Here is a 23,424-nt window from a genome sequence, read left to right as displayed (position 1 = left end):
CACATTCCACTGTAGGAGCTGCCGAAGGCTGCGATCTTTTGATCTGGCCTTTCTTTCAGCTCAGGCTGTCGTCAATCACCAACACCAGTTTTCCGGAAACGGTATTGCTCGCCAGCTCGGCAAATGCCGCCTCGGCGTCTTTCACCGGGAAAGCCTTGGCCAACTGCGGACTCAAGCGTCCTTCGGCAAACAACGGCCACACATGCTGACTCAGGTCACTGAACAGATCGGCCTTGAACTGATCGTCACGACTGCGCAGCGTAGAACCCAGCAATTGCACGCGCTTGGCCAACACCTGGGCCAGATCCAGCTTCGCCTCACGCCCCCCCATCAAACCGATCAATACCCAACGCCCATCCAGCGCCATGAGCTTGAGATTGAGCGCCGAGTAGTTGCCGCCGACCGGATCGAGAATCACATCGAACGGGCCGAAGTCGCGCAGGCTTTCCAGATCATCCGTACGCACTACGCCGCCCTGGGCTCCCAATGCTTCACAGTAAGCCAAACGCTCGGTCGAGCCGACGCTGACCCAGCACGGGTTGCCGAACGCCTTGCACAGCTGAATAGCGGCTGAACCAATTCCACTTGCCCCGGCGTGCAAGAGAACTTTCTCACCCGGTTTGAGCGCCGCAAGCTGAAACACATTCAGCCAGACCGTTGCATAAACCTCGGGTAATGCCGCCGCCTCGATCAGCGACACGCCTTCGGGAACCGGCAGCACGTGCCGCCCGTCGACGACCACCTCTTCGGCCATGCCACCCCCGGCCAGCAAGGCGCAGACCCGGTCGCCGACGTGCCACGAACTGCCCGCACCGACCTCGCTGATCACCCCGGAGCACTCAAGACCGAGGACTTGGCTGGCACCCGGGGGCGGCGGATAAAGCCCTGCTTTCTGTAATAAATCGGCGCGATTGAGGCCGGCTGCCGCCACTCGGATGCGGACTTGTCCTACATCACACGTAGGACTCGGCTCTTCAACCCATGCCACTTGACCTTCCACGCCTTGCAATGCCTTCACAGTGCCTCCATAGTGAGTCTGGACTGAGCCCGAAGCTGTAGCGCCGGGCTTTTTGCATTATGCGACCGGCTCTCGTAGAACCGGCGACTTCAAAGACGGCCTAATATGCGTTATCAATTGTCCCCGCGTCGAATCAGCATGAAGCATTTGCTCCCCAGCACCGCCCTCGCTCTTTTCATCGGCATCGGCCTGTTGCCGGTGTCGGGCAATACATTCGCAGCCAACAGCTGGGACAAATTGCAGCCTGATCGCGATGAAGTCATCGCCAGCCTGAACGTCGTCGAGTTGCTCAAGCGTCACCACTACAGCAAGCCGCCGCTCGACGATGCGCGCTCGGTGATCATCTACGACAGCTACCTCAAGCTGCTGGATCCGTCGCGCAGCTATTTCATGGCCAGCGACATCGCCGAATTCGACAAGTGGAAGACCCAGTTCGACGACTTCCTCAAAAGCGGCGACCTCAACGCCGGGTTCACCATCTACAAGCGCTATCTGGATCGCGTCAAGGCGCGTCTGGACTTCGCCCTTGCCGAGCTGAACAAAGGCGTCGACAAGATGGACTTCACCACCAAGGAAACCTTGCTGATCGATCGCAAGGACGCCCCTTGGCTCAAATCCACCGCCGATCTTGACGACCTGTGGCGCAAACGCGTCAAGGACGAAGTGCTGCGGATGAAGATCGCCGGCAAAGAGCCGAAGCAGATCCAGGAAACCCTGACCAAGCGCTACAAGAACCAATTGTCGCGCCTGGATCAGACCCGTCCGGAAGATATCTTCCAGGCGTACATCAACACCTTCGCCATGTCCTACGATCCGCACACCAACTATCTGTCACCGGATAACGCGGAAAACTTCGACATCAACATGAGCCTGTCCCTCGAGGGCATCGGCGCTGTGTTGCAGAGCGACAACGATCAGGTGAAAGTCGTGCGTCTGGTGCCTGCCGGCCCTGCCGACAAGACCAAACAGGTCGCCCCTGCCGACAAGATCATCGGTGTTGCCCAAGGCAACAAAGAGATGGTCGACGTGGTCGGCTGGCGTCTGGACGAAGTGGTCAAGCTGATCCGCGGCCCGAAAGGCACCGTGGTGCGCCTGGAAGTGATTCCGGCCAGCAATGCGCCGAACGACCAGACCACCAAGATTGTGCCGATCACCCGCGAAGCGGTGAAGCTTGAAGATCAGGCCGTGAAAAAATCCGTACTGAACCTGAAGCAGGACGGTAAGGACTACAAACTCGGCGTCATCGAGATCCCGGCCTTCTACCTCGACTTCAAGGCGTTCCGTGCCGGTGATCCGGACTACAAGAGCACCACTCGCGACGTCAAGAAACTGCTGACCGAGTTGCAGAAAGACAAAGTCGACGGCGTGGTCATCGACCTGCGCAATAACGGCGGCGGTTCTCTGCAGGAAGCCACCGAGCTGACCAGCCTGTTCATCGACAAAGGCCCGACCGTACTCGTGCGTAACGCCGATGGCCGCGTCGACGTGCTGGAAGATGAAAACCCGGGTGCGTTCTACAAAGGCCCGATGGCGCTGCTGGTCAACCGCCTGTCCGCCTCGGCGTCGGAGATCTTCGCCGGCGCCATGCAGGACTATCACCGCGCGCTGATCATCGGTGGCCAGACCTTCGGCAAAGGCACCGTGCAGACCATTCAGCCGCTGAACCATGGCGAACTGAAACTGACCCTGGCCAAGTTCTACCGGGTTTCCGGTCAGAGCACCCAGCATCAGGGCGTGTTGCCGGACATCGACTACCCGTCGCTGATCGACACCAAGGAAATCGGTGAGAGTGCTTTGCCGGAAGCCATGCCGTGGGACACCATCAAGGCCGCAATCAAACCTGCGGCCGATCCGTTCAAGCCGTTCCTGGCACAGCTCAAGTCCGAGCATGACACTCGCACCGCCAAGGATGCCGAGTTCGTGTTCATCCGCGACAAGCTGGCACTGGCGCAGAAGCTGATGGAAGAAAAAACCGTCAGCCTCAATGAAGCGGATCGTCGTGCCCAGCACGCCAGCATCGACGCCAAGCAACTGGTGATGGAGAACCTCCGTCGCAAGGCCAAGGGCGAAGAACCGCTCAAAGAGCTGAAGAAAGAAGACGAAGACGCCCTCGCGGCAGCCGAGCAGGACAAGGTAAAACCGGAAGACGATGCCTACCTGAGCGAAACCGGGCGCGTTCTGCTGGATTACCTGAAACTGAGCAATCAGGTGGCCAAGAAGTAAGGTGATGGCAATTTAATGCTGACGATCCCCGGATCGTCATCAAACAGTCATCATTCTGTCGTGCAATAAAGGACTGGGAGCCACTCTCTTCATCGAGAGCGCTCCCAGTCCTTTTTTTATCGCCAGAGATTGCCATGACCACGACCGAACAGCTGAGTGCCTTGAGCTCGATACTGACTCAAAGCGGTTTACACAGCCTGTTCCAGCCGATCATCTGCCTCTCTGAGCGACGTATTCTCGGTTACGAAGCTCTGACTCGCGGCCCGTCCAATAGCCCTCTGCACTCGCCCATCGCGCTGTTCGCGGTGGCGCGTCAGGCCGGACGCTTGAGCGAACTGGAAATCGCCTGCCGCCAGAGCGCTTGCCGTCGATTTAACGAACAGCAACTGCCGGGCAAACTGTTTCTCAACGTCTCGCCGGAGTCCTTGCTCGAAGCGGCGCATCAGCCAGGGCGGACACTGCAATTGCTGCAAGACTTCGGCATCCCGCCGAGTCAGGTAGTGATCGAACTCACTGAACAGACGCCAATCGACGACTTCCAGTTGCTGCAAACGGCTCTACATCATTATCGAGCGATGGGTTTTTCGATTGCCCTGGATGACCTCGGCGCCGGGTATTCGAGCCTGCGCCTTTGGTCAGAGCTGCGTCCGGACTACGTGAAGATCGACCGGCATTTCATTGATGGCATTCATCAGGATGCATTGAAGCGAGAATTCGTCGGCTCGATCCTGCAGATTGCCAAAGCCTCCCGGGCGCAAGTCATTGCCGAAGGCATCGAACTGCCGGAAGAACTGGCGGTGCTCACCGAAATGGGCGTTGACTTGGTGCAGGGTTACTTGCTGGGTCGCCCCCAGGAACAGCCACCCCGTGACGCACGCGCCCTGATGCCTAAACACGACAGCAGCACCGTGGCCCTGAACGACGAAGGCAGCGACCTCAGCGCCCTTCTCAATGACCAACCCGCCGTGCCACGCGATACGCCGACCGCCACCGTGCTGGAAGCCTTCCGCCGCCAGGCCAACCTCAACTCACTGGCAGTACTCGATGAACAAGGCCAACCTTGCGGCATCGTCCACCGCCACTCTCTCTCGGATGCCCTGCTAAAACCGTTCGCCACCGACCTGTTCGCGCGCAAACCCATCAGCCGCCTGATGAACGACGACTTCCTCGCTGTGGAAATGAGCCAGTCGCTGCAACAGGTCAGTCGCCTGATCACCAGCCGCGCCCGTCAGCGGATCGAAGAAGACTTCATCATCACCCTCAACGGCAGCTATCTCGGCCTCGGTCGGGTGATCGACGTGCTCAAACTGATCACCGAACTGAAAATCCAGCAAGCCCGCTACGCCAACCCGCTGACCCTACTACCCGGCAACGTGCCGATCCAGCAATGCCTGACGCGCCTGCTGCAACAGGCCCGCGAATCAATCATCTGCTACGTCGACATCGACAGCTTCAAACCCTTCAACGACATCTACGGCTACGGCCGCGGCGACGAAGTCCTGCTGTGTCTGGCGCAGTGCCTCAACGAACGCGTCGACCCCTCCCGCGACTTCGTCGGCCACATCGGCGGCGACGACTTCCTCCTCGTCCTCGGCCCCGAAGACTGGCGCAAACGCCTCAACCAGTTGCTCGACGACTTCCAAAGCCAATGCCGTCGCTTCTACCGCCCCGAACACCTCGAAGCCGGCTGCTTCATCGCCCCCAACCGCCAAGGCATTCGCCAGGAATTCCCATTGTTGTCACTGTCCATCGGCGTAGTGCATTTGCATCCCGAAGCTTGCGCGCAACTCGACGCCGGCCAACTTGCGGAAATGGCATCGCAGGCGAAGCATCATGCGAAGAATGTTCCGGGGTATAGCGTGCATTTGCTGGATAGCCTTATTCCCACAGACGTCCATTCGCCGCAGGCCATCGGCCAGCGCTGACTCCTCAAACAACAAAAACCCTGTGGGAGCATGCTTGCCCTCGACCTACCAAGACGACTGATTCTCCGCACGTGCTTTTTTTAGTTCCTCATGCCATTGCTCAACTGCCAATCTATATATATCTTCAAAAAAGCCACGCGGATCGTCTACCATCGTTTCATCCCACGCAACACATGTATTCGAGTCATAGTCATCTTCAAATAATTTTGAAAAATCAAAACATGGCGAACTCAAAGCTTCTTCAAGAATTTTAACCATCAAAAATTTATGTCTATACGTATATCCAAAAAAGCCATCTAAAATAAACTTCCTTATAACAACCTCTCTATCGAATGCGTCATTGGGGTCGTAAATAGATAGGGCCGCCCCCAATGTTTCCTCCAGATCATAGGTTCCTATCCCACCAAGCCAATAAGAAAGCTGGGGAGTAAACGGAAGATTCACTCCAGGCGACATCAACATAAAACACTCCTAATCCGGGAAAGCTGTGTAAGGGCTATTAATATTTTGTCTGCGAAACCGCACTTCAGAATAATTCAACTCATCTACATATCGTGGATTTTGTTGATCTCTTCTATTTGGCTTATATCCTCTGCCACCATTGGGCATCTCTTTCCTCACCACCGGGTCCCCCTGTGGTGTAAATCCTGTAGGAGCAGGAGGGGTTCGGCTCATTCTGGAAACAGCATCATTGATAGCATGGAGCTGTAGCCGCCAACTCTTGAACTGAGAGCTCGAATTTACCCTCTCCCGTACTCCACTTATTGTGGGATGACTGCCATCAATGGCTCTTTGCTTGAGCGCGTGATCCGGAATTTCCGGATTATGTTTAGCGACAGTATGCATTTGGTACAAAGACTCGTATTCATTCACTCGCCTCTTCGCATTCGCCTCTGCCAACTCATCAATCTTCGCCCGCCGTTCCTGCGCTGTCATTCGCGGCAGCTGCGGCTCGCCTTCATCAACAACCGAACCACCCACCCCATCGGGCACCGTACAACCCGGCTTCTTCGGCGGCGGACAGTTCGAACTCAACCCCAGCGGATCCACCCACCCCGTCGGATTCGGCACGTACTGGTACTGATTCAACCCACCCGCCAACTTGATCGGGTCCGGCGTCAGATACCGGCCCAGCCGTGGGTCGTAATACCGGTGCCGGTTGTAATGCAGCCCGCTCTCCCCATCGAAATACTGCCCCTGAAACCGCAGTGGCTGGTCGAGGTATTCCTCGGCGGCGAGGGTCAGCGCGGCGACTTTGCCGTAGGCGTCGTATTGCGCCGACCAGACGATTTCGCCGCTGTAGTCGGTAAGTTCCTGTGGGGTGCCGAGGTGGTCGAGTTGGTAGTAGAACGGGCAGGCGCGCTTCGGGCCTTTGCCGTCGAGCAGCGCCAGCGGGCGGAAGGTGCCGGGTTCGTAGACGTAGCTGCGGTGGTGGGTTTGGCTGCTTTCGGCGACGAGGTGATCGCCTTGCCAGAAGAACTCGGTGGTGGCGCCGTCGACGGTTTTGCTGATGCGCCGGTTGAAGGCGTCGTAGCGGTAACTGGCGGTTTTGCCGTCGGGGCGGGTCAGGCCGATGAGGCGGTGTTGGCAGTCGTAGCGGTATTCGGTGACGAGTTTCTGCGCGGTGCCGCGGCGTTCGCGGATCAGGTTCCCGAAGGCGTCGTAGTCGTAGTGGCGGTCGCCCTGCATCAGCAGGCGGTTGCCTTTGATCTGCGTCGGGCCGGGCCGGTCCTGCATCAGCAGGTTGCCGGCCGGGTCGTGGGCGAAGGATTCCGGCAGTTCGTCGCGCGAGTGGCGCACGCGGATCAAACGGTCGAGAGCGTCATAGCCGTAGGTGCGTTGGCCGTGGCGTGTGTCGGCGATGTGCTCGAGATTACCGTTGGCGCTGTAGGCATAGTCGCGGCGATACAGCGAATCGTGCTGATGGCCTACGGCATGGGCGAGCAAGCGACCCTGATCGTCGTAGGTGTATTCGCTGAGCAGCAGGCCTTGCTGGCGTTGTTGCTCGCGTCCTGACTGATAGACGTGGCGGGTCAGTGACGCGCCGTTGAGGTCGATGGCTCTGAGCGCACCGCCCTTGGCGTGGTGGTAATCGAGTTTGCTGTTGTCCGGCAGGCGCATGCGTTTGAGCTGGCCGCAGGCGTCGTAGGCGTAACGCAAAGTGCCCCAGCCCTGGTGCTCGGTGATCAGCCGGTCCTGCAAATCGTATTCGAAGGCCAGGGGATGCTTCTGACCGTCGTCGACGCCGGTCAGTCGGCCGAGGCGGTCATAGCGGTATTCGACCTTGATCCCGTCGGGCAGGGTTTTGACCAGCAGGCGGCCGGCGGCATCGCGCTCGTATCCGGTGACCAACGTCGAGCCGTCATCGCCGAATTCGGTCTTTTCCAGCAGATGACCATTGAGGTCATAGGCGTAGCTCGTGCGCCGGCCGTCGAAGCCGGTTTCCTGTCGGATCAGTCCGGTCGGCGTGTAGTCCAGTCGGTACTTTTCGCCGGACTCGTTTTCGATTTCCGTCAGCCGCAGCTGCGCATGGTCGTAGCGATACTGCACCCGCGTACCGTCGGGGTTGATCCGGCGCGAGACCAGATGCAGATCGTCGTCATATTCGAAGCGAGTGATGCGGCCGAGTTCGTCGCGTTCGGCGGTGACCTGACCGTAGGCGCCGTAGCTGTAGGCGCGCGTCGCGCCTGTAGGAAACGTCGTCTGCACCAGACGGCCCACGGCGTCCCAGTGCTGACGCGTGAGCGCACCGTGTTCGTCCTGAGTCGTGCTCCGTCGCCCCAGCGCATCGTAGGAAAAGCGCCGCACACCGCCATCGGGCAGGGTTTCTTCGACCAACTGGCCGAGAGCGTTCCAGACCAGCACATGCCGACTGGTGTCCGGATAGCGGATCGACAGCAACTGCCCACGCGCATCGTAGTGGTAATGCGTGACCTGACCGTCGGGATCAACCGCTTCGGTAACATCACCCTGGGCATTGCGCCGGTACGTCCACACCGCCTCGCCGCGAGAGCGGCTGTGCAGGAAACCGTTGCGGTATTCGTAGGACGTCGGCTCGTCGTCCGGTGGAAGCAGCGCAATCAGGCGTCCGACGTCGTCGTAGCGGTATTCGGTGACGGCGCCGAGGGGATCCTGCTCGGCGATCAACCGCCCCGCGTCGTCGTAGGCCTTGAGGTGCTCGCCACCGTCGGCCTCGACCTTGCGCACCAGCCGCGCACGGTCGTCGTGGACGTAGGTTTCTTCGGTGCCATCGACGTAATGCACCGCGACGCTGCCGTTGTCATTCCAGACGTAGCGGGTGTCCATCTGCGAGAACGACGCCCAGTGCCGCACGCATCGGGCAGCCTTGCCTGAGCGTTCCCACTCCCAGAAGAAACTCGCGCCACCGGTCAACTGACGCTGGAGGATGACGTGCTGATCGTCGTAGTCGTAACGCTCGCTGTCGCCAACAGCGTTACACGCTTCGATCAGGTGTTGATAAGCGTCGTAGCGATAACTGACGAGGGTTTGTTCTGTGTGCCAGCCACCATCACAAAACGTTTGGTAATCGACGGCCACCAAATGCTGGCGGTCGTAGCGCAGTAATAACGATCGACCCGCCCCGTTATCCAGCCGCTCAATACGATCCTGACGATCCCGAGAGATGCGCAGACGATTGCCATACCCATCACTGACCGCCGTCAGCCGCCCGGCCCGAAAGTGATAAAACCGCGCCGTGTCCCCCGCCAGCGCAAGAATCAGTTCCTCCGGCTCATCCCCGAGAAAAATCGCCGCCCGCGACAGACTGTTGTGAATCGCCGGCCGCTCGACACTCGGTAACGGAAACCGCGTGCGCCGATTTTCGTGATCCACCCAAACAACAAAATCGCCCTCAAACTCCAGCCGATGCGCCAGCGAATGGCTCCAGCCAAACCCCAGCCCGACATCGATTTCGGCGGCACTGGTGCGATACAACCGGGTGAACTCAAACGACAGCAATCCATTGAGCGTGCCATCAGTCAGGGTCAGCAGTTCCTCGCCGGTAACCATCGACACCGGGCAGCCGTTGGTGCAGGTACTCGGCACACAATCGGCGCTGTCGCCGTTGGGGTTTTTAGCCTGATCGGGCTTATCGTCGTGAGGTTCGTCTTTCTTCAGCGAGGCGTTGCGCTTGGCATTCCAGCGCAGTTGCATCCGGCCTTTTTTCACGCCGGCCGCTATGCCGCGCGCGGCAACGGTTTTGTATTGATCAACGTACTTGATGAAGCCGTTGACGATGGCAAACAGCGCCTTCACCAACCGCGTCACCGCTGACAGCAATTGAGCCGCGCGATCTGCCAGACGCAGCGTCAGATACGCGATCCCTGCGCCGCCGCTGGCGAAAGTCAGCACAACGCTGATCAGCACATCGATCAGCAATTGCACGATCATCATCGACGCCGCTTCAGCAGTTTTGCCGGCGATCTCACTGGGCGGCAACATCTCCAGCCAGAGACTCGCCGTGCGTAGCAGCAAACACAGGGCCGCCTCGTCACTGACCAGCAGTTGAAGCTGCTCCATCACCTCAGGCGCGGTAGCTGCCAGATTGATCAGATCAGTTGCGCCACTTCCCAACCGTTGGGCAAACTTGCCCGGATCCTGGAGAATCTCCGACAACAATCCAATGCTGTCCCACACCCCCTCGATCGCCGCCCAGCTCCCGGCCAGCATGCCGTTGCCCGCCGCCGTCGCCACCGACTGCGACCACTGCGGCTTGAACCCCTGCCATTCGCTACGCAGCCAATCATCCAGTTCCAGGGTCAGGCCATCGTAGGACTCAAAAAGATCTTCAACCTGTTCCGGGCTGACAGCACCGTGCACTTGCACCCGGTAGAACTTGCCCTCTGTGCCCTTGAACTCCCCCTTGCCTTGAGCATCCAGAGTGATGGGCGTCGTTTCGCCGCTATCCACTGCCACCACATCGACCACGATGTTGCCGAGCGGGATGTCATACACCGACTCGAACTTGCTCTCGATCAGCATCAGCCCGCCCTTCGGGCACTGCACGACGCTGGAGAAAAACTGGTCGTCGCTGCTGCTGACGGCGGTACTTCTTTCGCCGAAACGGATGATCCGCTCCATGCCCATCAGTGACGGCAGATCGGCGGCATGGCTGACTGTGTCGACGGCACGGCTGGCCCAGTGTTTGAGCTGCTCGCGGTAGAGACTGAGGGTGTCAGGGAAGCTGTCGAGTGCTTGCTCGATACGGGTGATGGCTTCCATCAACGCACGCTTGTGTGCGGGGTGGACTGAATGACCGGGTCGAGCATGAACGTTCCCTCGCGCAAAAATTAGGCGCGGGAACTGTGCGGGGGATCAATCAGGAAAGAAGTCAGGCGAGTAGGCAATAGATGTAGGACTAATCCTCAATCTATCCAAAAAAAACAAACAGGCAGGCGAAAACGCAAACGTGGCGTGAGGTTTCCCTCACGCCACGTTTATTGAGCGGACACAGATAGACTTACTGCGTTGAATCCCGCGCACTCAGCTCTTTCAACTTATGCTCGGCCAACGGATGCCCGGCCTTGGCGGCCATGCTCCACCAGCGTGCAGCCTCAGCAGGGTCCGGCGCTTTGCTCGGTGTACCCGTCAGGCTGATCACCCCGACCTGATAAGCCGCTTTGCCATCGCCGGCCAGTGCCGCCAGCCGCAACAGTCGCACGCCCTCTTCACGCGCTCCCAACCCTACACCGCGAAAGGTCAGGATGTGGCCGTAGAAGCTTTGCGCGCCGACATCGCCGAGGGTAGCCATACGCGCAAACTGGCCTTCAAGCCAGCGCCAGCCTCGGGGCTGGCGAACAAACCACGACCAGTGAAACAGCCGGCGAGCCAGCCAGTAACCGGCTCGCGCCTTGAGTCGTAAAAACACTCAGGCCTCCGCCGATTCCGGGTATTCGTATTCGAAGACTCTGACGACCTCCGAAGCATGCCATGACGCTGCGGCGACGCCATCGGACGGCCCGGAAAAACGCCCCAGGCGCTCGACGCATTCAAAAAAACCGGTACGCGGCAGGCGACTGGCGCCCTGACTTATCACCAGCGAACTGCGTAATGGTTGTTCGGCCTTGGCATCCAGCGCGGCCAGATGCTCCAACGCGGCCGTCAAGGTTTGCATCGCCGGTGTCGGCAATTGCAAACGTTCGAGCAAGGCCCGATAGGTCAACAGATGGCGCTGCCTGCGCGCCTGATCCAGCTCCCCCAGCAATCCGTCCCAATGTTGACGACTGATGCGTACGCTCACGATTCTTCCCTCCACCCTGGCACCGTCAGCTCCCAGGCCAGACTGCGGCGAATCGCGGCGTCGGGCAGACGCTCGCCACTTTCGATCATGGCCAGATAAGACGGGCTGATGCCTACCGTGCGGGCCAGCGCCTCGATGGCGATGCCCTTCCCTTCGCGCAAACTGCGTAGTTGATCCAGACCTGGAAGAATCGGGTCTGGTGTTGCCGCGAGCGGCGCTGGCGCCTGCCGCGACGGTGTTTCGTTGATGCCTGCTGCTTTCAGTAGAGACTGATACTGAGCCCATGGCAAAACCGCATATTCGGGTTCGCCATCGCGTGCAATTATCTGAATATCCATGACTACCCCGTAGGACAACAACACTTAGCGAGTCGGCACTTTTCCTTAGAAGTGTAATCCTAACAGCGGCCAAGGTCGCGGGGGGTATCTATCTGTAAGCGGACTTCGACAATCAGGGCTTTTTCGGGCCCTGGAGTTGCAGTTGCTCGGGGGTATCGGGCAGACGTTCGACGACTGCCAGTTTTTCCGGTTGCAAGCGGTTGCGCCAAAGTCGGAAGGCGTTGAGTTCATCGTCGAGGGTTTTCATCAGCCAGGCGAGGACGGCGATGTCGTCTAGCATGCCGAATACCGGGATAAAATCCGGGATAGCATCCACCGGGCTGAGGAAATACATCAACCCCGCCACCACCGAAACCAAGGCTTTCGGGCTGATCGCCCGGTACTCACCGCGCCAGTAGGCCAGGCACAAGGCCTGAAGCATACGAAGATCATCTTTGAGTTTGCCGAGTCTATTGCCTTGCGCGGCGCCTTTGCTGGCCACGGCAAACAGCAGCGTCGGCAGGCGACCGCGAGCCAGCAGACGGCCGGCCAGAGGCAGGAATCGAGCGAAATTCCACGGAGCTTTCATCTATTCCTCCCGTTGAAATGTTATCCACACAAATTGTGGATAACCTTGTGAACAGAGCTGCATTTCAGCGCTGAAAGCCCCGTTTCATAAGGGCTACGCTCAGATCGGGCGTTTTTTACTCACATAAAAAAACCCAATATTTCATTGACTTGGCGGCTGAGGGCGTCTAGCGAGCAACCTCAAAGGCTATGACTCCCCCGACCGCCATCGGTTCGCTCTGTTTACCCTTGCCAAGGTCCAGATGCAACAACGCCCCGCATAAGCGAGGCGTTCTTGTCGAAGCCTTGGCTAATTACTTGGCCGCGGCGCCTTCTTTGGCTGGATCCTTGATGGCCATCAGTTCCAGGTCGAAAACCAGAACCGAGTTGGCCGGGATTGCCGGGCTTGGCGATTGAGCGCCGTAAGCCAGATCGCTAGGGATGTACAGTTTGTACTTCTCACCAACGTGCATCAATTGCAGACCTTCAACCCAACCCGGGATCACGCCGCTTACTGGCAGATCGATCGGGCTGCCGCGCTCGACGGAGCTATCGAATACGGTGCCGTTGGTCAGCTTGCCGGTGTAGTGAACGGTCACTACGTCAGTCGGCTTAGGCTGTGGGCCGTCGGCCTTTTTGACGACTTCGTACTGCAGACCCGAAGCGGTAGTGGTCACACCAGCCTTCTTGCCATTTTCTTCGAGGAATTTCTTGCCAGCGGATGCCGACTCTTCGCTCATCTTGGCCATACGCTCTTCAGCACGCTTTTGCAGCGCGGCGAAGGCTTCGACCAGCTCTTCATCTTTCAGCTTCTGTTCTTTCTTGCCGACGGCATCTTCGATGCCCTGGGCTACCGCTTTGGAGTCCAGATCATCCATGCCTTCCTGAGCAAGGCTCTTGCCCATGTTCAGGCCGATACCGTAGGAAGCTTTTTGCGCCGGGGTTTTCAGCTCTACGCTGGTCTGCGAATCACAACCCGCGAGGACCAGGCTAACCAGGGCTACCGCCGCCGCCAACCGATGCTGTTTCATGCTATTTCCTTGTTCATGCGCCGAAAGGGCAATCGAGTAAAGCCGCGAGCTTATCAGGCCGCCACGACCAATGGCTACCGGCATGAGAGCAGTAAACCTGCGATAAGTTCAGGGATTAAAACGCATTTGGGCAAAGCCATGATGAAGCTTATGTCATCTGGTCGCGACAACGACCGACTTACATTCCCCCAACATCTGGCGTAATGGCCACTTGCCACGCAGGGTCATGCTCAGGCATAACAGCGCAACAATTCGACAAGGATGTTTATCTTGCGCCTTTTATTCCGCGTGCTGGCTCTGGTCGTCGTGCTGCTGGGACTCGTCCTTGCGGTGGTTTTGTACTACGTGGCCAATCCGAAAATGCCCTTCTACACCCCCGCGCAGCAGGTGCATTACCTGAATCAGTGGGCGGAAGTAGAACGACAGACCTATTACTTCACGCCCCAGGGCACGCAAGTCAAAGGGCTGCGCTATGAGTGGTTTCAGGCGCTGGAGTTGCCCTTTTCGCAGCAACGTTTCGCCGCCCCCGAATACCTCGCGCGCTTCGGTTTTCTCATCGATCCGCAACAGAAAGCCACGCCGGGCAATCCCGGCAACCTGCCCGTCGGCTTTGCGCGACACCAGAATCCCGGGAGCACCGAGCAATATCTGGACATAACTTGTGCCGCTTGCCACACCGGTGAACTGCGCTTCAACGGCCAGGCCCTGCGCATTGACGGTGGTTCGGCACTGCACGTACTGCCGTCGAGTGTTCCTACGCTGCGCGGTGGCAGTTTCGGACAGGCATTGGTCGCCAGTCTGACCTCGACTTACCTCAACCCATGGAAATTCGAACGCTTTGCCCAACAGGTGCTGGGCGATGACTACGACGCCCGCCACGAGCAATTGCGCAAGGATTTCAAAAGCTCGCTGTACACCTTTCTGAAAGTCGCGTGGAACGACACGCATCGCGGCCTCTACCCCACCGAGGAAGGCCCGGGCCGCGCCGATGCCTTCGGGCGGATTGCCAACGCGACGTTCGGCGATGCCATCTCCCCCGCCAACTATCGCGTGGCCAACGCGCCGGTGGACTACCCGCAGCTATGGGATATGTGGACGTTCGACTGGGTGCAGTGGAACGGTTCGGCGCAACAACCGATGGCGCGCAACATCGGCGAGGCATTGGGGGTGGGTGCCACGCTGCAGTTCTTCAACGCCAACGGTCAGCCGTTGCAAGGCGATGACCGTTACGCCTCCAGCGTCCGTGTACGCGACCTGCACAAGATCGAAGAAACCCTGCAACGCCTACAACCACCCGCTTGGCCGGAAGCTCTGTTTGGTACCGTCGACAGATCGCAGGCAGCCAAGGGACGCGCGCTGTTTACAGAGAACTGCGCCGCTTGCCACGTCCCACGCAAAACCCAGGAAGGCGAACGCTGGGTGCAGCATTTGCGCATGGTGCCCGTGGATATCATCGGCACCGACCCGAACGCCGCCAATAACATCGCCACCCACCGCTTCGACCTGACGGCGCTGCAATGGGATCTGAAAGAGCTGGAAAAGATGGACGTAAAGCTGCATCCAACACCGACGCAACCGCTCGATCTGAGCCAGTTGTCAGTGGCTAAAGGCTTGGCTTACGTCACCGCATTCGTCGAAAACCGCGCTTATCGCGAGGCGAAGGTGACGCCTGAGGAGAAACCCGGGCTCGACGGTTTTGGTCTGCCGATCGGCGTTCGCGAAAAAGTCGCCTACAAGGCGCGCCCACTGGCCGGCATCTGGGCTACCGCGCCGTTTCTGCACAACGGTTCGGTGCCAAGCATTTATCAATTGCTGTCGCCGCAGGATGAGCGCGCCACCACCTTCTATAAAGGCACCTTCGAATACGACCCGCGACATCTGGGCTACCGCACTGAAGCCTTCACCAATGGTTTTGTGTTCGACACGCGGGTTACCGGCAACCACAACAGCGGCCATGAATTCCGCGCCGGCGAGCGCGGCAATGGCGTTATCGGCCGGCTGTTGCAGCCCGAAGAACGCTGGGCATTGCTGGAATACCTGAAAGTTCTGGGCGGCCCGCTCGAGGCGCAATTGCCATGATCTCGACCTTCAAGAAAGAATTGCCTGTGTTGGCCAGAGTCTGGTTGTGGCTGGGACGATTGCTGGGCAAAACGTTGTTGATCGTGTTCGCCATCGGACTGCTCGGCTGGGCCGTCGCCACGGCGTGGTTTGCCTGGCAGCACCGTGGCCCGGTTTCAGCACTGGAGCAGATTCCGCCAGGCGAGTCGGCCATGACTCAGGATGTGATCCAGACGGCCGTGCGCATCGTCGATCAACACCGCGAAGGCACTCGATATTTACGCGACGCTCACGCCAAGGCCCATGGTTGTGTGAAAGCGCAGGTGCAGGTTCTGCCGCAACTGGCACAGTCATTGCGACAGGGTGTCTTCAGTGAGCCGGGTAAAACCTGGCAGGCGATGATTCGACTGTCCAATGGCAATGCCTATCCGCAGTTCGACAGCATGCGCGACGCCCGTGGCATGGCGATCAAGTTGCTCGACGTGCCGGGCATGCAACTGCTCGGTAACCGCCAGCAACAGCGCGAACAAGACTTCGTGATGTTCAGTCACCCGAACTTCTTTGTCAGCGATGTCGCCGAGTATCGTCAGAATGTGGCGGCGCAGGCTGACGGTAAAAAGGTCATGGCGTTTTTTCCGGGATGGGATCCACGCACTTGGCAGATCCGCCATCTGTTTATTGCGCTGGCAACACTGTCGCCGCCGCCGGACAGTCCGACCGGGACGACTTACTTCTCGGTATCGCCCTACAAGTTGGGTGAGGCCAATGTGAAATTTCGGGTAACGCTCGATCCGGACAATTGCCCAACCTACACCTTGCCCAAGCAGAACCACGACTTGCCGAACTTCCTGCGCGGCGCCCTGAATCAGCAGTTATCAACGGATCGCGTGCCTGCTTGTTACGTGCTGCAGATCCAGCGCCAGGATGCCAATAAATACATGCCGATCGAGGACACCAGCATCGAGTGGCGCGAGCAAGATGCACCGTTCGAATCCGTGGCCCGCATCACCCTGCCACCTCAGGATTTCGATACACCACAGCAAAATCTTCTATGCGACAACCTTTCGTTCAACCCATGGTTTGGCATCGAAGCACATCGCCCGATCGGCGGAATCAACCGACTGCGTAAAGCGGTGTACGAAGCGGTCAGCGACTATCGCCACCAGCGCAACGGTGAATGATCAATGCCTGGCCGGTACGTTCTTCACAGCGGATGATGCCGCAACCTTCCCGACACGCGGCCAGGTTTTGCTCGGAAGAAGAACGCTGAGGATTCCGGCGTTGGCGGCTTTGTCGACAAACATTTGCGGACTCACAGCGCCGGCGCTGATTTTTTGCTCAAGGCCTTGAGCAAGCGAAGAACATTGCCCATTGTCCGAAAGTGGCACGTCTGGCAGGCATTACATTGATATATGCAGCGAAAATAACCCAAACGCCAGACAGCAAAAAGCCCGCACTGGGCGGGCTTTCTGTGGTGATCTGGCGTTCAGTGTTCCAGATTACCGAATATGGCGCAGCGGACGGGACTCGAACCCGCGACCCCCGGCGTGACAGGCCGGTATTCTAACCGACTGAACTACCGCTGCGCGAAACGCTTGAAACGAATGGTGGGTGATGACGGGATCGAACCGCCGACATTCTGCTTGTAAGGCAGACGCTCTCCCAGCTGAGCTAATCACCCTTCGCTTCGTTACGGGGCGCATTATGCCACAAGCTTTCATAAAGTGTTGATTTAATTGAAGTTTTTTCAAAAAAATCTGAAAACCGATGAAACGACACATCCCGCGGGTACAACGTACAAACTTGAGACAGAAAAAAACCCGCCTCCGCGGGTTTTTCCGTGGTGACCTGGCGTTCAGCGTTCCAGGTTACCGAATATGGCGCAGCGGACGGGACTCGAACCCGCGACCCCCGGCGTGACAGGCCGGTATTCTAACCGACTGAACTACCGCTGCGCGTAACACATGAAACGAATGGTGGGTGATGACGGGATCGAACCGCCGACATTCTGCTTGTAAGGCAGACGCTCTCCCAGCTGAGCTAATCACCCTTCGCTTCGGTGTGGCGCGCATTCTACGGAGCGACCCAACCTCTGGCAAGCACTTTTTTAAATAATTTTCTCAGGCCTTCCAAAGGCTTAGAGAAGGGTTGGCCTATGCCACGGCGAAGACAATAATGCCCCCCTTTGTGTAAAGGAGAGACTCACCCCATGTGGTTCAAAAACCTGCTTATCTATCGCCTGACCCAAGACCTGCCTGTCGATGCCGAGGCGCTGGAAACTGCACTGGCCACCAAACTGGCGCGTCCATGTGCAAGCCAGGAGTTGACCACCTACGGTTTCGTCGCGCCGTTCGGCAAAGGCGAAGATGCTCCACTGGTGCACATCAGCGGTGATTTCCTGCTGATTTCTGCGCGTAAAGAAGAACGCATTCTGCCGGGCAGCGTCGTGCGCGACGCGGTCAAGGAAAAGGTCGAAGAAATCGAAGCCGAGCAGATGCGCAAGGTCTATAAGAAAGAACGCGACCAGATCAAGGATGAAATCATCCAGGCGTTCCTGCCGCGCGCCTTTATCCGCCGCTCGTCGACCTTCGCCGCCATCGCGCCGAAGCAAGGGCTGATTCTGGTCAACTCGGCCAGCCCGAAACGCGCCGAAGACCTGCTGTCGACCTTGCGTGAAGTGATCGGCACCCTGCCCGTTCGCCCACTGACTGTGAAGATGGCGCCAACGGCGGTGATGACGGATTGGGTCACCACGCAGAAAGCCGCTGACGACTTCTACGTGCTGGACGAGTGCGAACTGCGCGACACCCACGAAGACGGCGGCATCGTGCGTTGCAAGCGTCAGGACCTGACCAGCGAAGAAATCCAACTGCACCTGAGTACCGGCAAAGTGGTCACTCAACTGTCGCTGGCCTGGCAGGACAAATTGTCGTTCATGCTCGACGACAAGATGACTGTCAAACGGCTGAAGTTCGAAGATCTGTTGCAGGATCAAGCGGAACAGGATGGCGGCGACGAAGCCCTCGGCCAACTGGATGCCAGCTTCACCCTGATGATGCTGACGTTCGGCGACTTCCTGCCGGCGCTGGTTGAAGCGTTGGGTGGTGAAGAGACTCCGCAAGGGATCTAAAGCCTCTCGCAAGCACCTTCTTCTATAGAGGGTGCCTGAAAAAAGATCGCAGCCTTCGGCAGCGCCTGCATTTGGAATGCATTTTCCTGTAGGCGCTGCCGAAGGCTGCGATCTTTTTGCAAGCTCCGTATGCTTAGCTTCCTAACGCTTTCACATAACAAGGAACAAGCCATGCGCGCACTGGCTGCACTCAGCCGCTTTGTCGGCAATACCTTCGCTTACTGGGTTCTGATTTTCGCCGTCGTGGCCTTCCTGCAACCTTCGTGGTTCCTCGGCTTGAAAAGCGCGATCGTGCCGCTGCTCGGGCTGGTGATGTTCGGCATGGGTCTGACGCTCAAACTCGACGACTTCGCCGCTGTCGCCCGCCATCCATGGCGTGTGGCGCTGGGCGTGGTTGCGCACTTCGTGATCATGCCCGGCGTGGCGTGGTTGCTTTGCCAGGTGTTTCACCTGCCCCCGGAAATCGCCGTCGGCGTGATTCTGGTCGGTTGCTGCCCAAGCGGCACCTCTTCCAACGTGATGACGTGGCTGGCTCGCGGTGATCTGGCACTGTCGGTGGCCATCGCCGCCGTCACCACCCTCCTCGCCCCGCTGCTGACCCCGGCGCTGATCTGGCTGCTGGCTTCGGCGTGGCTGCCGGTATCGTTCATGGAGCTGTTCTGGTCGATCCTGCAAGTGGTGCTGCTGCCGATCATCCTTGGCGTGGTGGCGCAACGGTTGCTCGGTGACAAGGTGCGTCACGCGGTGGATGTATTGCCGCTGGTGTCGGTGGTCAGCATCGTGATCATCGTCACTGCGGTGGTCGCCGCCAGTCAGGCAAAAATCGCCGAATCCGGTTTGCTGATCATGGCCGTGGTGATGCTGCACAACAGCTTCGGCTACTTGCTGGGTTACTTCACCGGACGTCTATTCAAATTGCCGCTGGCTCAGCGCAAATCGCTGGCGCTGGAAGTCGGCATGCAGAATTCGGGGTTGGGTGCCGCACTGGCCAGCGCACACTTCTCGCCACTGGCTGCGGTGCCAAGCGCGTTGTTCAGCGTCTGGCACAACATTTCCGGAGCGTTGCTCTCCACTTATTTCCGGCGGATGAGCGAGAAAGAAGATGAACAGGCGCTGGCTCAACGAGCTACGGACTGATCGGGAAACTTGATCCCCGGGTTAATGCGCGGCACTCTATCGCGCAACGCGGGGACGACCTCGCGGCTCGATCGAGTTTTTTAATCTGGGGACGACCCCGTCAATCGATGGAGGTCTCTCATGTCCTGGATCATTCTGTTTTTCGCCGGCCTGTTCGAAGTTGGCTGGGCCGTCGGCCTGAAATACACCGATGGCTTCAGCCGTCCACTTCCCACTGCACTGACCGTTGCGGCCATGGCCATCAGCCTTGGCCTGCTCGGCCTTGCGATGAAGGAATTGCCGCTGGGCACCGCCTACGCGATCTGGACCGGCGTGGGTGCCGTGGGCACGGTGATTGCCGGGATCATTCTGTTTGGTGAGTCAATGGCGTTGATTCGGCTGGCCAGTGTGGCGTTGATCATCACCGGGTTGATCGGGCTCAAGGTCAGCGCTTAAGCCTCTACCGCTATCGCGAGCAGGCTCACTCCTACAGGGGAACGCATTCCAACTGTGGTAGCGAGCTTGCTCGCGAAGAGGCCAGATCAGGCGACAACTATCTAACAGTGCCCCGCAACTCCCCCACCAACCCCTGCAACTTCAACGGCTCTGCCGCCTCTACCGTCACCGGCGCCCCCGCCACCAACGTCACCCGCGACCACAACCGGCGGAACACGCCCTTGTTCGGATCGCGACTGAAGAAACTCCCCCACAACCCCTGCAATGCCAGCGGAATCACCGGCACCGGCGTTTCCTCGAGAATCCGCGTCACCCCCCCCTTGAACTCGTTGATCTCGCCATCGGCCGTCAACTTGCCCTCCGGAAAAATGCACACCAGTTCACCGTCCTTCAGATATTGGGCGATCCGGGTAAAGGCCTTTTCGTAGATCTGGATGTCTTCGTTGCGTCCGGCAATCGGAATAGTCCCCGCCGTGCGGAAGATAAAGTTCAGTACCGGCAAGTTGTAGATCTTGTAGTACATGACAAAGCGAATCGGCCGACGCACCGCGCCGCCAATCAACAGCGCATCAACAAACGACACGTGGTTACACACCAGCAACGCCGCGCCTTCATCCGGGATCGCTTCAAGGTTGCGATGCTCGACGCGGTACATGGAATGGCTGAGCAGCCAGATCATGAAACGCATGCTGAACTCGGGGACGATCTTGAAGATGTAGGCGTTGACGCCGATGTTCAGCAGCGACACCACGAGGAACAGTTGCGGGATCGACAGCTTGGCCAGGCTTAACAGCACGATTGAAACGATGGCGGACACCACCATAAACAGCGCGTTGAGAATGTTGTTGGCCGCGATCACCCGCGCCCGCTCGTTCTCGGCGGTGCGCGACTGGATCAATGCATACAGCGGCACAATGTAGAAACCGCCGAAAATACCGAGGCCGAGGATGTCGACCAGTACCGCCCAGGTGTGGCCAAAGCCAAGCACTTCGGTCCAGCTATGGCCGGTGACGCTGTCGGGAATTCCACCGGAATGCCACCACAGCAGCAAACCGAACACAGTCAGACCGAACGAGCCGAATGGCACCAGACCGATCTCGACTTTTCGCCCGGAGAGCTTCTCGCAAAGCATCGAGCCCAGCGCGATCCCCACCGAGAACACCGTTAGAATCAGGGTGACCACGGTTTCGTCGCCGTGCATCCACTCCTTGGCGTAGGCCGGGATCTGCGTCAGATAAATCGCCCCGACAAACCAGAACCACGAGTTGCCGACAATCGAACGCGACACCGCAGGCGTCTGGCCCAAACCTAGTTTCAATGTGGCCCAGGACTGACTGAAAATATTCCAGTTCAGGCGCATTTCTGGCGATGACGCCGCTGCGCGGGGAATGCTGCGGCTGGCGAGATAACCCAGCACGGCAATGCCGACGATGGCGATCGACACCAGCGGCGCGTAGTGGGTCGAGGACATGATGATCCCGGCGCCGATGGTCCCGGCGAGAATCGCCAGAAATGTGCCCATTTCCACCAGCCCATTGCCGCCGACCAACTCTTCCTCACGCAACGCCTGCGGCAAGATCGAATACTTCACCGGCCCGAACAGCGCCGAGTGGGTGCCCATGGCGAATAGCGCCACCAGCATCAGCGACAGATGATCGAACAGGAAGCCGACCGATCCTACCGCCATGATCGCGATTTCCGCGAGTTTGATCAGACGGATCAGCGCGTCCTTGGCGAACTTCTCGCCGAACTGCCCGGCCAGCGCCGAGAACAGGAAGAACGGCAGGATAAACAGCAGCGCACACAAGTTGACCCAGATGGAGCGGTCACCCTCGATGGTCAGCCGATAGAGAATGGCAAGGATCAGCGACTGCTTAAACACGTTGTCGTTGAACGCACCGAGCGACTGCGTGATGAAAAACGGCAAGAAACGCCGGGTGCGCAGCAGGTTGAACTGTGAGGGGTGACTCATCTTCCGTGTTTCCCTGATGTTGGGTAGTGAGGCCTGGGTTCTTGTATTGGAATCTCGAACCGCGATCCAGGCCACACCTTACCTAAACTTTTCAGGTTATTTCTTCAAACCTGCAATGCAGGGTGAGACAAACAGCTCGCCACGCCACGCACCTTGCACCGTCCGTTTGCCCACAATCAGCCACATTACCGCCAGCAACGCCACCAGCACGCAGCCGACCACACTGAAAAAGCCGAGGTTCAAGGTGCTGGCAAGTTTCAGCGTTGCCAGCGAATAAACGCCCAACGGGAAGGTAAAGCCCCACCAACCCAGGTTGAAAGGAATGCCGTCTCGCAGATAGCGCACGGTAATCAGCAGCGCCATCAGCATCCACCACAGACCGAAGCCCCACAGCGTGATCCCGGCCACCAAACCAAGGCCCGCAGCGATTTCACCAATACCCGGCAAACCGTTGGCGGCGAAGATGGCCGGCGCATCAGCGCCCAGCAGGAGCATGCCCAGCGCACCGGTGCCGATTGGGCCCAGGGCCAGCCAGCTCGATGCGGCCATGTTTTCGTGGGGCAGTTTGTGCAGGGCCATGCGCAGCAACAGGATCGTCAGAATGCTGAACGCGACCGGTAGGGAAAATGCCCAGAGCACGTAGCTTGTGGTCAGCACCACCAGTTGCGAGTGGGCATCGCTCAGGTGCGGTGCGAGCAATCCACCGCTGGCCGCAGCTACTTCTGCGGCTACCACGGGCAACAGCCAAACGGCCGTCATCTGGTCGATGCTGTGTTCCTGACGGGTAAACATCATGTAGGGGATCAACACGCCACAGGCCAGCGACATCGCCACGTCAATCCACCACAGCACTTCGGCGAGATGGATGACGCCATTGCCCCAGCGCGGCAGGCCGAACAGCAGAAAGCCGTTAATGATTGTCGCCAGGCCCATGGGAATGGTGCCGAAGAACATCGACACAGTGGAGTGGCCAAAAATCCGCCGCGCTTCATCGAAGAACAGAATCCAGCGGGCGGCATAGGCAGCGGTAAACAACGTGAACAACAGAATGTTGAACAGCCATAGCCCTTCGGCCACGGCGTGTAAACCCGGAATCGCGACCGGTAAATTCGCCAACGCCAGAGCCAGCACGCCGGTGCCCATGGTGGCGGCAAACCAGTTCGGGGTGAATTGGCGGATCACTTCGCGCGGATGCTGAAGTTGGCTGAACGGCTTGATGCCGGGTTTAACGCTGTTAGGGCAAGTCATCATGAACTCCTGTCCTCTGTTGAGGTTGAGCCCATGGTAGATCTGAATCGAATATCTATATAACGGGTAATTTCTCTAACTGTTATCTGTTTTATAGATAAGCA

The 23,424-nt window shown here is 58.6% G+C and carries 17 protein-coding genes and 4 tRNA genes; 7 read left to right on the top strand and 14 right to left on the bottom strand.

Going from position 1 to position 23,424, the window contains the following annotated elements; genetic code table 11:
• Positions 1–55: 55 nt before the first annotated feature.
• Entirely contained in the window at positions 56–1,018 is a 963-nt protein-coding gene (locus IAI51_RS05130; protein WP_187677489.1) for a zinc-binding dehydrogenase, read from the bottom strand.
• A gap of 138 nt (positions 1,019–1,156) precedes the next feature.
• Here IAI51_RS05130 and IAI51_RS05125 point away from each other — a divergent pair, with 138 nt between their 5' ends.
• The gene (locus tag IAI51_RS05125; RefSeq protein ID WP_187677488.1) at positions 1,157–3,241 is read left to right on the top strand and encodes a carboxy terminal-processing peptidase; all 2,085 of its coding nucleotides are present in this window, start codon (positions 1,157–1,159) and stop codon (positions 3,239–3,241) included.
• Between the two features lie 134 nt (positions 3,242–3,375).
• The gene (locus tag IAI51_RS05120; protein WP_187677487.1) at positions 3,376–5,166 is read left to right on the top strand and encodes a bifunctional diguanylate cyclase/phosphodiesterase; all 1,791 of its coding nucleotides are present in this window, start codon (positions 3,376–3,378) and stop codon (positions 5,164–5,166) included.
• A gap of 45 nt (positions 5,167–5,211) precedes the next feature.
• Here the strand turns inward: IAI51_RS05120 and IAI51_RS05115 are convergent, their stop codons facing one another.
• The 7 genes from IAI51_RS05115 to IAI51_RS05085 all read right to left on the bottom strand — a co-directional run bounded on the left by IAI51_RS05115 (position 5,212) and on the right by IAI51_RS05085 (position 13,340).
• Positions 5,212–5,628 carry a hypothetical protein gene (locus tag IAI51_RS05115; protein ID WP_187677486.1) on the bottom strand — a complete coding sequence of 139 codons (417 nt, stop codon included), beginning with the start codon at positions 5,626–5,628 and terminating at the stop codon, positions 5,212–5,214.
• Positions 5,629–5,637: 9 nt separating this feature from the next.
• Positions 5,638–10,407 (bottom strand): RHS repeat-associated core domain-containing protein, encoded by a 4,770-nt coding sequence (locus tag IAI51_RS05110; protein ID WP_187677485.1) that lies wholly within the window; start codon positions 10,405–10,407, stop codon positions 5,638–5,640.
• Between the two features lie 238 nt (positions 10,408–10,645).
• Positions 10,646–11,053 (bottom strand): sel1 repeat family protein, encoded by a 408-nt coding sequence (locus IAI51_RS05105; RefSeq protein ID WP_187677484.1) that lies wholly within the window; start codon positions 11,051–11,053, stop codon positions 10,646–10,648.
• Positions 11,054–11,425, bottom strand: a complete 372-nt coding sequence (locus IAI51_RS05100) for a hypothetical protein (RefSeq protein WP_003223109.1) — start codon at positions 11,423–11,425, stop codon at positions 11,054–11,056.
• Positions 11,422–11,763, bottom strand: coding sequence for a helix-turn-helix transcriptional regulator (locus IAI51_RS05095; RefSeq protein ID WP_187677483.1), 342 nt, complete (start codon positions 11,761–11,763; stop codon positions 11,422–11,424). The genes IAI51_RS05100 and IAI51_RS05095 overlap by 4 nt, the downstream gene beginning before the upstream one ends.
• Positions 11,764–11,875: 112 nt before the next feature.
• Positions 11,876–12,331 (bottom strand): YkvA family protein, encoded by a 456-nt coding sequence (locus IAI51_RS05090; protein ID WP_187677482.1) that lies wholly within the window; start codon positions 12,329–12,331, stop codon positions 11,876–11,878.
• A gap of 292 nt (positions 12,332–12,623) precedes the next feature.
• Entirely contained in the window at positions 12,624–13,340 is a 717-nt protein-coding gene (locus tag IAI51_RS05085) for an FKBP-type peptidyl-prolyl cis-trans isomerase (protein WP_187677481.1), read from the bottom strand.
• A gap of 270 nt (positions 13,341–13,610) precedes the next feature.
• Between IAI51_RS05085 and IAI51_RS05080 the strand changes: the two genes are divergently transcribed.
• Together IAI51_RS05080 and IAI51_RS05075 are read left to right on the top strand one after the other, a co-directional pair.
• Positions 13,611–15,419 carry a di-heme-cytochrome C peroxidase gene (locus tag IAI51_RS05080; protein ID WP_187677480.1) on the top strand — a complete coding sequence of 603 codons (1,809 nt, stop codon included), beginning with the start codon at positions 13,611–13,613 and terminating at the stop codon, positions 15,417–15,419.
• Between the two features lie 26 nt (positions 15,420–15,445).
• A complete protein-coding gene (locus IAI51_RS05075) occupies positions 15,446–16,579 on the top strand; it encodes a catalase family protein (protein ID WP_187677503.1) in 1,134 nt (377 codons plus the stop codon).
• Between the two features lie 328 nt (positions 16,580–16,907).
• Here the strand turns inward: IAI51_RS05075 and IAI51_RS05070 are convergent.
• The 4 genes from IAI51_RS05070 to IAI51_RS05055 all read right to left on the bottom strand — a co-directional run bounded on the left by IAI51_RS05070 (position 16,908) and on the right by IAI51_RS05055 (position 17,448).
• Positions 16,908–16,984: transfer RNA gene (locus tag IAI51_RS05070), tRNA-Asp, on the bottom strand.
• Positions 16,985–17,003: 19 nt separating this feature from the next.
• A tRNA-Val gene (locus tag IAI51_RS05065) sits at positions 17,004–17,079 on the bottom strand.
• Between the two features lie 197 nt (positions 17,080–17,276).
• Positions 17,277–17,353, bottom strand: a tRNA-Asp gene (locus tag IAI51_RS05060).
• Between the two features lie 19 nt (positions 17,354–17,372).
• Positions 17,373–17,448 (bottom strand) — tRNA-Val (locus IAI51_RS05055).
• 159 nt (positions 17,449–17,607) lie between these two features.
• Here IAI51_RS05055 and rdgC point away from each other — a divergent pair.
• The 3 genes from rdgC to sugE all read left to right on the top strand — a co-directional run bounded on the left by rdgC (position 17,608) and on the right by sugE (position 20,100).
• A complete protein-coding gene (gene rdgC, locus IAI51_RS05050; RefSeq protein ID WP_122593573.1) occupies positions 17,608–18,528 on the top strand; it encodes a recombination-associated protein RdgC in 921 nt (306 codons plus the stop codon).
• A 171-nt stretch (positions 18,529–18,699) separates the two neighbouring features.
• Complete coding sequence (locus IAI51_RS05045) at positions 18,700–19,665, top strand: bile acid:sodium symporter family protein (protein WP_187677479.1); 966 nt, start codon at positions 18,700–18,702, stop codon at positions 19,663–19,665.
• A 120-nt stretch (positions 19,666–19,785) separates the two neighbouring features.
• Positions 19,786–20,100 carry a quaternary ammonium compound efflux SMR transporter SugE gene (gene sugE, locus IAI51_RS05040; RefSeq protein ID WP_008077894.1) on the top strand — a complete coding sequence of 105 codons (315 nt, stop codon included), beginning with the start codon at positions 19,786–19,788 and terminating at the stop codon, positions 20,098–20,100.
• A gap of 97 nt (positions 20,101–20,197) precedes the next feature.
• Here sugE and IAI51_RS05035 read toward each other — a convergent pair whose 3' ends face one another.
• Both IAI51_RS05035 and IAI51_RS05030 read right to left on the bottom strand, forming a co-directional pair.
• Positions 20,198–22,072: an MFS transporter gene (locus IAI51_RS05035; RefSeq protein WP_187677478.1), complete on the bottom strand. Its 1,875-nt coding sequence runs from the start codon at positions 22,070–22,072 to the stop codon at positions 20,198–20,200.
• A gap of 96 nt (positions 22,073–22,168) precedes the next feature.
• Positions 22,169–23,320 carry a TDT family transporter gene (locus IAI51_RS05030; RefSeq protein WP_187677477.1) on the bottom strand — a complete coding sequence of 384 codons (1,152 nt, stop codon included), beginning with the start codon at positions 23,318–23,320 and terminating at the stop codon, positions 22,169–22,171.
• Positions 23,321–23,424: the final 104 nt, after the last annotated feature.

The organism is Pseudomonas sp. N40(2020), from assembly GCF_014472415.1.
Lineage (GTDB): Bacteria > Pseudomonadota > Gammaproteobacteria > Pseudomonadales > Pseudomonadaceae > Aquipseudomonas.
The sequence above is the reverse complement of the archived record's forward strand: the minus strand, read 5'-3'. Positions and strand labels throughout refer to the sequence as shown.

Coding starts and splice junctions, on each gene's coding strand:
- IAI51_RS05125 (WP_187677488.1), top strand. CDS start 1,157: ATGAAGCATTTGCTCCCCAGCACCGCCCTCGCTCTTTTCATCGGCATC.
- IAI51_RS05120 (WP_187677487.1), top strand. CDS start 3,376: ATGACCACGACCGAACAGCTGAGTGCCTTGAGCTCGATACTGACTCAA.
- IAI51_RS05115 (WP_187677486.1), bottom strand. CDS start 5,628: ATGTTGATGTCGCCTGGAGTGAATCTTCCGTTTACTCCCCAGCTTTCT.
- IAI51_RS05110 (WP_187677485.1), bottom strand. CDS start 10,407: ATGGAAGCCATCACCCGTATCGAGCAAGCACTCGACAGCTTCCCTGAC.
- IAI51_RS05095 (WP_187677483.1), bottom strand. CDS start 11,763: ATGGATATTCAGATAATTGCACGCGATGGCGAACCCGAATATGCGGTT.
- IAI51_RS05090 (WP_187677482.1), bottom strand. CDS start 12,331: ATGAAAGCTCCGTGGAATTTCGCTCGATTCCTGCCTCTGGCCGGCCGT.
- IAI51_RS05085 (WP_187677481.1), bottom strand. CDS start 13,340: ATGAAACAGCATCGGTTGGCGGCGGCGGTAGCCCTGGTTAGCCTGGTC.
- rdgC (WP_122593573.1), top strand. CDS start 17,608: ATGTGGTTCAAAAACCTGCTTATCTATCGCCTGACCCAAGACCTGCCT.
- IAI51_RS05045 (WP_187677479.1), top strand. CDS start 18,700: ATGCGCGCACTGGCTGCACTCAGCCGCTTTGTCGGCAATACCTTCGCT.
- sugE (WP_008077894.1), top strand. CDS start 19,786: ATGTCCTGGATCATTCTGTTTTTCGCCGGCCTGTTCGAAGTTGGCTGG.
- IAI51_RS05035 (WP_187677478.1), bottom strand. CDS start 22,072: ATGAGTCACCCCTCACAGTTCAACCTGCTGCGCACCCGGCGTTTCTTG.
- IAI51_RS05030 (WP_187677477.1), bottom strand. CDS start 23,320: ATGACTTGCCCTAACAGCGTTAAACCCGGCATCAAGCCGTTCAGCCAA.